Annotated in this window: 10 protein-coding genes; 4 read left to right on the top strand and 6 right to left on the bottom strand. The window is 73.1% G+C overall.

The genetic code is table 11. The features are described 5' to 3' along the window. Positions 1 to 139 precede the first annotated feature (139 nt). The 3 genes from ACSJD1_RS16770 to ACSJD1_RS16760 form a co-directional block, all read right to left on the bottom strand. Entirely contained in the window at positions 140 to 1,405 is a 1,266-nt protein-coding gene (locus tag ACSJD1_RS16770) for an extracellular solute-binding protein (RefSeq protein WP_438856431.1), read from the bottom strand. Between the two features lie 71 nt (positions 1,406 to 1,476). Beyond that, positions 1,477 to 2,661: an ROK family transcriptional regulator gene (locus ACSJD1_RS16765; RefSeq protein WP_438856432.1), complete on the bottom strand. Its 1,185-nt coding sequence runs from the start codon at positions 2,659 to 2,661 to the stop codon at positions 1,477 to 1,479. Between the two features lie 230 nt (positions 2,662 to 2,891). Beyond that, entirely contained in the window at positions 2,892 to 3,491 is a 600-nt protein-coding gene (locus ACSJD1_RS16760; RefSeq protein WP_438856430.1) for a hypothetical protein, read from the bottom strand. Positions 3,492 to 3,692: 201 nt separating this feature from the next. Here ACSJD1_RS16760 and ACSJD1_RS16755 point away from each other — a divergent pair, with 201 nt between their 5' ends. Both ACSJD1_RS16755 and ACSJD1_RS16750 read left to right on the top strand, forming a co-directional pair. Continuing rightward, a complete protein-coding gene (locus ACSJD1_RS16755) occupies positions 3,693 to 5,438 on the top strand; it encodes a sensor histidine kinase (protein ID WP_438856429.1) in 1,746 nt (581 codons plus the stop codon). Next, on the top strand, positions 5,435 to 6,079 hold the full coding sequence (locus tag ACSJD1_RS16750; protein WP_438856428.1) for a response regulator: 645 nt from the start codon (positions 5,435 to 5,437) through the stop codon (positions 6,077 to 6,079). The genes ACSJD1_RS16755 and ACSJD1_RS16750 overlap by 4 nt, the downstream gene beginning before the upstream one ends. A 52-nt stretch (positions 6,080 to 6,131) precedes the next feature. On the opposite strand, the gene ACSJD1_RS16745 is transcribed toward ACSJD1_RS16750, so the two are convergent. Both ACSJD1_RS16745 and ACSJD1_RS16740 read right to left on the bottom strand, forming a co-directional pair. Continuing rightward, positions 6,132 to 8,033 carry a heavy metal translocating P-type ATPase gene (locus tag ACSJD1_RS16745; RefSeq protein WP_438856427.1) on the bottom strand — a complete coding sequence of 634 codons (1,902 nt, stop codon included), beginning with the start codon at positions 8,031 to 8,033 and terminating at the stop codon, positions 6,132 to 6,134. Between the two features lie 190 nt (positions 8,034 to 8,223). Then, positions 8,224 to 9,441: an NADP-dependent isocitrate dehydrogenase gene (locus ACSJD1_RS16740; protein ID WP_438856426.1), complete on the bottom strand. Its 1,218-nt coding sequence runs from the start codon at positions 9,439 to 9,441 to the stop codon at positions 8,224 to 8,226. Positions 9,442 to 9,646: 205 nt separating this feature from the next. Between ACSJD1_RS16740 and ACSJD1_RS16735 the strand changes: the two genes are divergently transcribed. Together ACSJD1_RS16735 and ACSJD1_RS16730 are read left to right on the top strand one after the other, a co-directional pair. Next, entirely contained in the window at positions 9,647 to 10,105 is a 459-nt protein-coding gene (locus tag ACSJD1_RS16735; protein WP_438856425.1) for a GNAT family N-acetyltransferase, read from the top strand. 33 nt (positions 10,106 to 10,138) lie between these two features. Then, positions 10,139 to 10,453 carry an MGMT family protein gene (locus ACSJD1_RS16730; protein WP_438856424.1) on the top strand — a complete coding sequence of 105 codons (315 nt, stop codon included), beginning with the start codon at positions 10,139 to 10,141 and terminating at the stop codon, positions 10,451 to 10,453. Positions 10,454 to 10,459: 6 nt separating this feature from the next. On the opposite strand, the gene ACSJD1_RS16725 is transcribed toward ACSJD1_RS16730, so the two are convergent. Continuing rightward, positions 10,460 to 12,331, bottom strand: a complete 1,872-nt coding sequence (locus ACSJD1_RS16725) for a sensor histidine kinase (RefSeq protein ID WP_438856423.1) — start codon at positions 12,329 to 12,331, stop codon at positions 10,460 to 10,462. Positions 12,332 to 12,334: the final 3 nt, after the last annotated feature.

Here is a 12,334-nt window from a genome sequence, read left to right as displayed (position 1 = left end):
GGGGGGGGGGCTCCGGGGGGGGGCGCCCCCCACTGGGCGCGGGGGGGGGGGGGGGGGGGGGCCCCGGCGGCCCCGGGGCCCGGTGGAGTCGGTGCGGCCGCACGTCGAGTGTGCGCGCGGCCGCACCGCGTGGCAAGGACTAGCCGTTGAGGATGTCCTCGATCTGCTGGTCCGCCTCCTCGGCGAGCTGGGCGACGTCGCCGCCCTGCGCGATGTTGACGAAGAGGTCCTGCAGGATGCCCGCGGCCTCGACGTCGGCCCACTTCGGCGAGGCCGGGGTGAGCTTGGCGTTGCCGGCCGCGGCGGCGATCGCCTGCGCGACCTCGTCGGTGCCGAGCGTGTCGGCGAGCGAGAGCTTCGCCGGGACCAGGCCGTTCTCGCCGTAGATCGTCTGGAACTCGTCCGAGAGGATGATCTTCAGCGCGTCGAGCGCGAGCTCGGGGTGCTGGGTCTTGGCCGAGATGCCGATGTTCGAGCCGCCCGCGAAGACCTGTGCGGCGTCGCCGTCGGCGCCCGGGAGCGCGTAGACGCCGAGGTTCTCCTCCTGGTCGGGGCAGCCGGGGGTCTCCGCGTCCTCCGGGGCGAGGATCGACCACTTGACCCAGCTCGGGGCCGAGAGCTGCAGCGTGGTGCCGTCGCAGAATCCGACCTGCGGGTTGGTCTCGTTGCCGTCCTTGGGCGCGAGCGACGCTTCGGTCATGACCTTCTGCACCTGCTCGAGGCCCGCGATCGACTCGTCGCTCGAGAGCTGCGCGTCCCACTGGTCGCCGTCCGGAACCGCGATCTCGCCGCCGTTCTCCCAGATGTAGGGCAGGGCGTTGTACCAGTCCTGGCCGGGCCACCAGATGCCCGACTTCCCCGGGTTGTCGGTCGCCAGCTGGATGCCCTGGTCGACGTACTGGTCGAGCGTGGTCGGGGCTTCGAGGCCGGCGGCCGCGAGGGCGTCCTTCTTGTAGAAGACGAGGCGAGCGCCCGAGTACAGCGGGGCCGCGTAGAACTTCTCGTCGTAGGAACCCGCCTCGACGAAGCCGGGCAGCAGGTCGTCGCCGCCGAGCTCGTCGTAGTGGTCGGTGAGGTCCATGAACGCGCCCGCGGAGGTGAACGCCGACGCCTGGGTGTTGCCGACCTCGACGATGTCGGGGCTGTCCGAGCCGGACAGGCTCGTGGTCAGGCGGTCGACGAGGCCGTCCCACGACTGCTCCTCGATGACCAGCGTGGAGCCGGGGTGCTCCTCCTCGAAGGTGTCGACGAGCAGCTCGCGCGCCGCGTCGGGGGTGTCGGTGCCGACGAGCCAGACGCGGATCTCCGCGCCCTCCTCGGAGGCCGCGTCGCCTCCGGTGGTGGCGCACCCGGCGAGGGTCAGCGCAGCCGCGGCGCCGAGCGCCACGATGCCGAGGTTCCTCATTGCGTGGTTTCCTTTCGTAGGGGGAAGGTGGGAGCGGGGCTGCTGCCACCCGTGGTGCAGGGGGTTGGGGCCTAGGAGACCCCGAGTTGGCCGGAGAGGACCATGACGGCCGCCCCGCGCAGGACGATGTCCTGCCCGTGCGCGGTCATCCGGAGCCTCAGTTCCCGGTGGTGCTCCGTCATCGTCCGGTTCCGGACCGTCTCGGCGGCCGCCTCGAGCAGCGGGCCGTCAAGCAGTTCCGTCGGTCCGCTGAGCACGACCTCGGAGAGGTTCAGCGCACCGACGACGGGGGCGAGCACGATGCCGAGGCGTCGGCCCGCTTCCCGCAGGGTCTCTTCGCGAGCGGATGCCGCGGCATCCGCGTCGCCGAGCCGTTCGAGCTCGGCGGTGAGCCTGGGCACGGCGAGCCAGGCCTCGAGGCAGCCGTGCTTGCCGCACGCGCAGCGCGGGCCGCCGTCGGTGCCGACGACGACGTGGCCGATCTCGCCCGCGGCGCTGCCGGCGCCGAGCACGGGGCGCCCGCCGACGACGAGGCCGGCGCCGACGCCGTGGCCGACCTTGACCAGCAGGAGGTCGCCCGGGGCGCCCGCGTGCTCGGCGAGCACGGCGACGTTGGCGTCGTTGGCGACGTGGACGGGCAGGTGGAACGCGGCCCGGAGCCGCTCCTGGAGCGGGAGGTCGGTCCAGCCGAGGTTGGGGGCGGAGTGGACGACGCCGTTGGGCTCGACGACACCCGGCGATCCGACGCCGATGCCGAGCACCGGCGCCGTCGTGAGCGCGAGGAGCCCGTCGAGGAGCTCGGTCACGAGTTCGACCGCACGCTCGCCGGTCGCACCGTCGAGCGCCACCTCGGCCCTGGCGACGATCGTGCCGTCGAGGTCGAGCACCGCTCCGCGGAAGCGGGTGTGCTCGGAGAGGTCGAGGGCGACCACGTGGTGGCCGGCGCGGTCGATGTCGATGAGCGTCGCCGGCTTGCCGGGACGCGCGTCCTCGCGGTGGCCGAGCTCGACGACGAGGCCCTCGCCGATGAGCTCGGCGACCAGGTCGGAGACGGTGACGCGCGTGAGCCCGGTCTCGCGCGAGACATCCGCCCGGCTCTGCGCGCCCGACGAGTAGAGCGTCTGCAGGACCAGCGAGCGGTTGTGGCTGCGGGCGTGCTCGGGGAGCACCTTGCCGGAGGTGCGGAGGGCGCGGCCCGCGAAGAGCTGGCCGGCCGCCGTCGCCGGCCCTGCCGTGCGCGCGCCGCCGAGTGTGATGCCTGCGGGCGCCTGCCCGGGTGCTGCTTCCGTTGCCGTCACGTTTGTTAGTACACCTTACGAACAAACCCCCGCGCAACCCCTCGGGCCAAATTCGTTCATGTTCTTTACAAACCCGTGACCTGTCGATCCATGCACGCACGGCACGACCGCGACGCCGGCCGGTGCCGGAACGGGCGGTGAGCGCCGTTCCGGCACCGGGGTCGCGCTCCGTGGTCGGATCCGCTGCCTCAGGCCGCGACCGACCCGACGGGACGCACCCGGTCCGCTGCCGGACGCGTGGCCGCGACGCCGACGCCGAGCAGGACGAGGCCCAGGTTCGCGAGCGTCTCCGCATACCCCGGGTGCGCCGCGGACCCGGGCAGGACGAAGAGGAGCGCCGTGGCGGGCAGCGTCAGCATCAGGAGCCAGGCCGACGGCGAGCGGTCGCTCTGCACGAGCAGCGTGATGCCGAGCACCGCGGGCAGGAGCAGCATTCCGAAGAACCCGACGTTGACGGCGATGCCGAGCACGCCCTCGGGCTCGATGCCGAAGAGGTGCACCGTCAGCCCGATCGCCATGGTGCCGTACACGGCCGCGAGGGCCCAGCGCACGACCGAACGCCACGGGCGTCCCCGGAACACCGGCGCCGCGACCGTGAACAGCACGACCACGATCAGCGCATAGCAGGCGACGTGGACGGCGCCCCCCACCGCGGAGACGAACGGCAGCGGGCTCCCGTCGGCGAAGACCGAGTCGGAACCGGTGAGGATGCGCGTGAGCGCGTCGGAGAGGGCGATCGCGGACGTGGCGATCGCGCAGATGAGTGCGGCGAGGCGGATGCGGGACATGGCTGGTACCTCCGGTTCGACGGGATGCGGTGGTCGACGACCACCGGGAGCAGGCTCCCGTCGCACGTGCGCGGCCGCATCCGCCGAGGGGGACCGCGGCCGTCCTCGGTCGGGACCGATCGCCCTCCTCCGCGGGCACGTCATCGGGGTCGTCCCCACGGAGGATGCGCACGGCCTCGGCGGCGCACTAGCGTTCGTCGCATGGGCCCGCGCATCCGGTCGTTCGCCGTCGTGGCGTTCGTCGCGATCACCGCGGCGGTCGCCGCCGTCGCCGCCCTGAACGGCGGCGCGCTGCCGCCGCTCGACGTCGTGTTCGTGTCGATCCTCTTCGCCTTCCTCGGCCTCGGGGTGCGCGCGGCGGTCCTCGCGTGGCGGTCCGCGCACCGCGCCGCCTCGCTCGCGTCGGCGACCATCGGGCGCTCGCCGGAGGAGGCCGCCCGGGCCGCGGTCGACGAGGAACGGGCCAGGATGTCCGCGGACATCGAAGCGGTCGTGCGTCGCGCCGTACTCGGCATCCGGGCGCACGCCGCCGCCCTTCCGTCGACCCTCCGCCCCGCGGCCGCGGACTCGGAGGACGACGACCGCGCGAACTCCGGGCACGACCTCGCCGCGGCCGCCCCGGGCGACCCCGCGACCGCCGGCGCGACGACCCCCGCCTCCCCTGCCGACGTGCCCGACCTCCTCCGCGCGATCCAGCACGACGGCCGCGCCGCGACGGCCGAGCTCCGACGCCTGCTCGAGCTGCTGCGGGCGCCCGGCGGCGACGGCGGCCCCGTGCCCGCGGAGGCGGAACCCATCGCACCGCCGCGCCCGCGCCCGGGAGCGCTCGACCTCGTCCTCGCCGCTCTCGCGGTCGCGGTGTGCCTGCTCGAATCGCTGGCCGGTCCGGCACTCGACCTCCGCGGCCCGTCCGTCCTCGCCGTCCTCCTGGGCGTCGCCGCCGCTGCAGCGACCCTGGCCTGGCGGGTGGACCCCGGGGCCGCGCTCGCCGTCCAGGCGGCCGCGGTGGCGGTCGGCGCCGCCCTCGGGACGCCGGTCCGGTTCGGGACGTGGACCGTGCTCGCGTTCGGTCTCCCGATGTGGGCGGCCGTCGCGCGCCCGCGACGTGGGCCGCTCGCGGTCCTCGGTCCGGTCGCCCTGGCCGCCGTCGGCGTCTGGTCGCAGATGGTGTGGTCGCCCGAGAACGTCGGCATCCTCGTCGTCATGCTCGCCGCGGCCGCGCTCACGGGGTCCGCGAGCCGGGTGCTCGATGCCCGCCGTCGGCGGAGCGCCGCCCGCGCCGCCCGGCACGAGGCGATCCTCGATCGCGAGGCCGGCGCTGCCGTGCAGCGCGACCGGATCGCGACCGCGCGTGAGCTCCACGACGCGGTCTCCGCCTCGATCGGGGTCATCATCATGCAGGCCGGCGCGGCGGAGCTCCGGTGGGCCTCCGACCGAGACGCGGCCATCCGGGCGATCGACGTGGTCGTCGCGGCCGCCGACCAGGCCGTCGATGAGCTCGACGACCTCATGCCGCGGCTGGCGGGCGCGACGCTCGGCGGCTCGGCCGACCGCGGCCCGGCCGACCTGCCGTCGCTGGTCGAGCGGATGCGCCGCGCCGGCGTGCACGTCGACGCGATGCTCCAGGACCCGCCGCCCGACCTCCCCCGCGACCTCGCCGAGACCGCCTATCGGATCGCGCAGGAGGGCGTCGCGAACGCGGCGCGGCACGCACCGGGGTCCCGCATCGCGCTCCGCCTGGCCGTGGTGGGCGACGCGGTGGAGGTCTCGGTGGTCGACGACGGCGCGCGGGCCGCACCGCGATCGCGCGGCGGGTACGGGCTCACCGGGCTCGCCGAGCGCGTGGCCGACGTCGGCGGCGAGTTCGCCGCCGGTCCGCGAGCCGACCGGGGATTCCGGGTGATGGCGCGGCTGCCGCTCGTGCACGTGGACGGAGCGCGCGGGTGACCCGCCTGATCCTCGTCGACGACCACGAGCTGCTCAGGAGCGGGCTCGTCTCGATCCTGGAGAGCGACCCCGACCTCGAGGTGGTCGCCGTCTGCGACGACGGGCCGTCGGCCGTGGGCGAGGCGGCCCGCCTGCAACCCGACCTCGTGCTCATGGACGTCGAGATGCCCGGAGGCGACGGCATCACGGCGATCGGGCCCGTCCTCGCCGCGGCCCCGTCCGCCCGGGTCATGGTGCTCACCATGTTCGACCTCGACGACTACGTCGCGGGTGCCCTGCGGGCCGGCGCGTCGGGGTTCCTCATCAAGACCACGCCGCCGCGCGAACTGATCGCCGCGGTGAAGGCCTGCGCGGCCGGCGAGTCGACCTTCGGGCCGAGCGTCGTGGCCCGGCTCGTGCAGAGCTACGTCGAGCGCCCGACGGCGGAGGCGGCCCCGGCCGGAGCCGCCGAGATGACACCGCGCGAGCGCGAGGTGCTCCGCGCCATGGCGCGCGGGCTCTCGAACGCGGAGATCGGCGCCGAGCTCTTCCTCGCGGAGACGACGGTGAAGACGCACGTCGCGCGCGTGCTCCTGAAGCTCGGGGTGCGCGACCGCGTGCAGGCCGTGGTCGTGGCGCACACGTCGGGGCTCGCGGGCTGACGCCGGGCCGTCGAGGTCCCGCCGCGCGGGCGGGCGGCCGCCTCGCCGGCCGTCAGCGCCGCGCGGCGTCCGGCCGCGCCGACCCGGACCCGACGTCGGCACGGCCGGTGTCCACCGCAGCCCGGGCGTCGCGCCGGCCGCCGATGGCCCGCAGGGCGGCCAGGATCGTCGCGAGGTCCACGAGCTCCTGCAGCAGCGCGCCGGCGGTCGCCGGGATGAGCCCGAACGCGGCCACCAGCATGAGCGCGACGCTCACGATGATGCCGAGCCAGATGGACTGCAGGGCGATGCGCACGGTGTCGCGGCCGATCTCGACGGCCTTCGCAGTGCGGGAGACGTCGTCGACGAGGATCACGGCGCCCGCGGACTCGCTCGCCGCCGTCGCGCCGCGCGCCCCCATCGCGATGCCGACGTCGGCGGCCGCGAGCACGGGCGCGTCGTTGACGCCGTCGCCGACCATGATCACCGGCCGCTCGGCGATCCCGGCCACCTCGTGGACCTTGTCGGCGGGCAGGCACTCGGCCCGCACGCGCTCGATGCCGAGCTCGGCGGCGATGTGGTCGGCGGTCGCCTGCGCGTCGCCCGTGAGCATCATGGTGTGGTGCACGCCGAGCTCGTCCAGTCGTTCGAGCGTGGCGGCCGCGTTGCCCCGCAGGCGGTCGCGGGCGAGCAGCGCCCCCGCGTACCTGCCATCGACCGCCACGTAGATCGCCAGCTCGCCGGGGGCGATGTCGGTGCGCCGCGAAGACGGGGCGTGCTCGGCGACGAACGCGAACTTGCCGACGACGACCTCGTGCCCGTCGATGCGGGCGACCACGCCGTTCGTCGCCGCCTCGCGCGCGGCCGCCGCCTCCGCGAGCGGGATGCCGCGCCCGGTCGCGGCGTCGATCATCGATGCCGCGAGCACGTGCGAGGAGTACTGCTCGGCGGATGCCACGAGCCCCAGCAGCTCGTCCTCGCCGTACGGCGGCTCGGGCCTGACGGCGACCAGCTCGGGCGAGCCGTGCGTCAGCGTCCCGGTCTTGTCGAAGACCGCCGTACGGGCGCGGGAGAGCTGCTCGAGGACGCCGCCGCCCTTCACGATCACGCCGTTGCGCGCGGCCCGGCTCATGCCGCCGATGAAGGCGACGGGCGCCGCGATGAGCAGCGGGCAGGGCGTCGCCAGCACGAGCACCTCGGCGAACCGCACCGGGTCGCCCGAGATCCACCACGCGGCGCCGGCGAGCAGCAGCGAGAACGCCGTGAACGGCACGGCGTACCGGTCGGCCAATCGCACGACGGGCGCCTTGCTGGCCGCGGCCTCGGCGACGAGCGCCACGATCTGCTGGTACTGGCTGTCGGCGGCGCGGGCGGTCGCGACGATCTCGATGGCGGCCGGGCCGTTCACCGACCCGGAGAGCAGTTCGTCGCCGGCGTGCTTCTCGACGGGGATGCTCTCACCCGTGATCGACGACTCGTCGACCGACGCCTCGTCGGAGCGCAGCGTGCCGTCGACGGGCACGATCTCGCTCGGGCGCACGAGCAGGACGTCTCCTGGCCGTACTTCGTCGACGGGCACGTCCACGAAGTGGTCGTCGACGACCCGGTGCGCGCGCTGCGGCGCACGCGTCAGCAGTGCGTCGAGCTCGCGCTTGGCGCGACGGTTCGCGTAGTCCTCGAGCGCCTCCCCGCCGGTGAGCATGAGGACGACGATGAGAGCGGCGACGTATTCCCCCACGACGACCGTCGCGACGATGGCGGTGACCGCCAGGATGTCGAGCCCCCAGTGGCCGCGCAGGATGTCGCGCACCATGCCGACCGCCTGCCACGCGGCGATCGCGAGCGCGTACCCGCTGAAGATCCACGCGACGAGCCAGCCCTGCCCGGAGAGCGCCAGCACGATGCCGACGAGTCCGATCGCGAGCGTGAGCGAGACGACCGGATAACGCCGGATGAGACGGATGCCGCGGGCCATTCCCCCATCCTCGCCCACTCCCTCGACCCGACCGCGACGAAGGTCCGTTCGCGCGGTGGAGTGCCGGTCGATCCCGTACTCCACCGCAGGAACGGCACTCGGATGCGCGCGAGGGCGAACGAGGGGTCCCGGACACGGCGAAGGGCCGGATGCCCGAGGCATCCGGCCCTTCGAGGTGCGAGCGCGAGGCTCAGGCGGCCAGGCGCGCCTTGAGGTTCGCGTCGATCGTGTCGAGGAACTGCTCGGTCGTCTGGAACTCCTGCTCGGGGCCGACCAGGAGCGCGAGGTCCTTCGTCATGGCGCCGGACTCGACCGTCTTGATGATGACGTCCTCGAGGGTGTGCGAGAAGTCGATCAGCTCCTGGTTGCCGTCGAGCTTTCCGCGGTGCGCGAGGCCGCGCGTCCAGGCGAAGATCGAGGCGATCGGGTTGGTCGAGGTGGGCTTGCCCTGCTGGTGCTGGCGGTAGTGGCGCGTGACCGTGCCGTGCGCCGCCTCGGCCTCGACGATGCTGCCGTCGGGCGTGGTGAGCACGGAGGTCATGAGGCCGAGCGAGCCGAATCCCTGCGCGACGGTGTCGGACTGCACGTCGCCGTCGTAGTTCTTGCAGGCCCAGACGTAGCCGCCCTCCCACTTGAGCGAGGCCGCGACCATGTCGTCGATGAGGCGGTGCTCGTAGGTGATGCCGGCGGCGTCGAACTTCTCCTTGAACTCGGTGTCGAAGACCTCCTGGAAGATGTCCTTGAAGCGGCCGTCGTAGGCCTTCAGGATCGTGTTCTTCGTGGAGAGGTAGACCGGGTAGTTGCGGTCGAGGCCGTAGTTCAGCGAGGCGCGCGCGAAGTCGCGGATCGACGCGTCGAGGTTGTACATGCCCATCGCGATGCCCGAGCCCGGCGCCTGGAAGACCTCGAACTGCTGCGGCTCGGAGCCGTCCTGCGGGGTGAAGGTCATCGTGAGCGTGCCGGGGCCCTCGAACTTGAAGTCGGTGGCACGGTACTGGTCGCCGAACGCGTGGCGGCCGACGATGATCGGCTTGTTCCAACCGGGGACGAGCCGCGGGATGTTCGAGATGATGATCGGCTCGCGGAAGATGACGCCGCCGAGGATGTTGCGGATGGTGCCGTTGGGCGAGCGCCACATCTTCTTCAGGCCGAACTCCTCGACGCGCGCCTCGTCGGGCGTGATCGTCGCGCACTTCACGCCGACGCCGTGCTTCTTGATGGCGTTGGCGGCGTCGACCGTGATCTGGTCGTCGGTCTCGTCGCGCTTCTGGATGGAGAGGTCGTAGTACTCGAGGTTGACGTCGAGGTACGGGTGGATGAGCTGGTCCTTGATGGCCTGCCAGATGATGCGGGTCATCTCGTCGCCGTCGAGTTCGACGACGGTACCTTCGACCTTGATCTTCGACAAGGGGCGGTCTCCTTGGGATCTCGTGGGATTGCTTGGGAAGCGAGGAAGTCTCGGGGGTGTCCGGACACGCCGTCGACCAGCTTACCGCGTCGTCGGAATATCTCGACATCGAGAGATCGAACGGCTCCGAGCCGCGGTCCTCCGGCATCCCATCCGGATGCATGGGGTTACCCGCGCGTCACGTCATCCGGTTAGGCTGCGATGCATGGCTGATCTGCGACTCGAAGAACTGAACGCGACGAACATCGTCGCCGCGAACACCCTGTCGCTGAAGCCGGGCCAGGAGCAGTTCATCGCGCCGGTCACCTACGCCGCCGAGTCGTCGGTCGTGAACCCCGCCACCGCGTGGCAGCGCGTCGCGCTCAGCGACGACAAGGTCGTCGGGTTCATCCACGGCAACTTCGACCCCGAGAACGAGCACGAGGAGTTCCGGGCCTGCATCTGGCGCATCAACGTCGACGCCGAGGCGCAGGGCAAGGGCGTCGGCCGCTTCCTCGCGCACGCCCTCGCCGAAGAGGCGAAGAGCCGCGGGTTCGACCGCATCACCGTGCTGTGGGAGCCGGGCGAGGGCGGACCGGGCGAGTTCTTCCACCGCATCGGCTTCCGCGACGTCGGCGAGACCCAGTACGGCGACGTCATCGGCGCCCTCGAGCTCGGCGACTGACCCGGCCATCCACGGCCTGGTCGGGGGCGACGGATGCCGCGTCACGGCGAGGGCTTCGTCGACGCCGTGCTCGCCGTGGTGTCCGACATCCCGCCGGGCACGGTCATGACGTACGGCGACGTCGCCGCGACCCTCGGCTCGCGCGGCGCGCGGGCGGTCGGCCAGGTCATGGCGCGCTACGGCGGCGACGTGCCCTGGTGGCGGGTCGTCCGCGCCGGCGGCCGACCGCCTGCGGGACATGCCGACGCCGCGCGCGAGCACTACCTCGCCGAAGGCGTGCCGATCCGCTCGGTCGACGACGAGGACGGGTACCGGATCGACCTCGCGTCCTGCCGCTGGCGCGGCTGATCGGGGTCAGAGGTCGGCGGGAGAACCGATGACGCCGGGTGAGACGGTCGTCGCCGGATCCGGCGCCGCGGCGGCATCCGGCGGCTCGGCCCCTGGGTGGGCGGCGACGAGGAGGCCTGCGCCCGATCCCGGGAGGACCTCCGAGGCCTCGAGGTGCGCCGGCATCCGGATCGTGACCGACGTGCCCGCGCCGAGCGGGCTGTCGAGCTCGACCGACCCGCCGACCGCGTCGATGCGGTCGACGATCCCCAGCATCCCGGTGCCGCGGTCGAGCGAGGCGCCGCCGACGCCGTTGTCGCGGATCGACAGCACGAGCTCGTCGCCCTCCACGTAGGCGCGCACCCACGCCCGCGTGGCCTTCGAGTGCTTGGCGACGTTCGCGAGCGACTCGGCGACCGCGAAGTACGCCGTCGACTCGACGAGCTCGGCGAGTCGCCCCTCGGGCTGGACCGCGATGTCGACCGGGACCGGGCATCGTCCGGCGAGCTCGGGCAGCGCGAGCGCGAGACCGCCCTGCGACAGCAGGCTGGGGTGGATGCCGTGCGCGAGCTCGCGGAGCTCCTTCAGGCCCTGGTTCAGGGTGCCGATCGACTGCTCGAGCTCGCCGGCGACCGCATCGTCGCCCGAGGCGCGCGCGGCGTTCGCCGCGATGCGCAGCTGCATGCCCACCGCGACGAGATGCTGCTGCGCGCCGTCGTGGAGGTCGCGCTCGATCCGTCGGCGAGCCTCGTCGCCCGCCTCGACGATGCGCTGTCGCGACTGGCGGACCTGCTCGAGCGTGCGCTCGATCTCCGACCTGAGCCGGCCGTTGTCGACCGAGAGCCGCAGTGCGCTCGAGACGCCGTCGAGCAGGCGCATGTTGTCGGTGAGCACGCGATCGTGGCGGATCAGCGCGATCGGCAGGCCGCTCGGCGACGCGACGGGCAGGATGCTGTGGCCGCGCCCCGCTTCGGCGGAGTCGATCGGACGCCCGGCGGCGTCGACGTACCGCCCACGCTCCTCGTCCCACCAGAACACCCGCACGGAGTCGTCGCGGAGCGTGCGCGCGAGCGACTCCGCCCACAGCCCGCGATCGGCGCCCTCGCGCGTGATGCGCATGAGGTCGGCGACGCGGGCGCGCATGTTGCGGGCATGCGCGATGCCTGCGACGAAGCACACCGGCACCGACGCCATCGCGATGAGCGACACCGTCTCGAGCGCGAGGTTCGCCGGGACGCCCGTCGCGTAGCGGACCATCTGGGCGGCGAGGGTGCTCACCCACGACAGCAGCGCGACCGGCATGAGGAACGCGACGGTGCGAGCGGGCACGCTGCCTCGCACCCAGCGCAGCAGCAGCCGGATCGCGATCGCGATCGCGAGTGCGACGCCGATGAAGCGGTACCCGATGTCGACGATGACGAACACGGTCGGCGCCTCGGCGACGCGGTAGGGGTTCGGGACGCAGTCGCAGGGCACCGAGTCGGGTCCGGCGAGCGCGAGCACCGTGAAGAAGTTCACGACCGTCGCGACGAGGGCGGTCGTCGCGATCACGCGGTCGAAGCGGTCTCCGAGCCCGCCGCGTGGATAGACCAGCACGAGGATGCCGGCGACCACCGCCCAGCCGAGGTCGATGCCGCGCAGGATCGGCCAGAGCCATCCGAGCGATTCGATGACCGGATAGAACGCCTGCGGGATCCAGAACAGCACGAACGCGATCATCAGCCGCGCCGGGACCGGGTTCGGCCCGATCGCCCAGGCGACGCCCGCGCAGGCCGCGAAGACCAGCGGCACGATCGCGTGCACCGTCGTCCAGGACAGCTCCGGCCGCAGCGCCTCCGGCGTGGCGAGGTAGCCGGAGACCTCCATGAACAGGCTGATGGCCACGACCGTCGCGATCACGGC

Origin of the sequence: Agromyces excoecariae (assembly GCF_051715505.1) — a bacterium.
Lineage (GTDB): Bacteria > Actinomycetota > Actinomycetes > Actinomycetales > Microbacteriaceae > Agromyces.
Note: the sequence above shows the minus strand (reverse complement) of the source record. Positions and strands in the feature narration are given on the sequence as shown.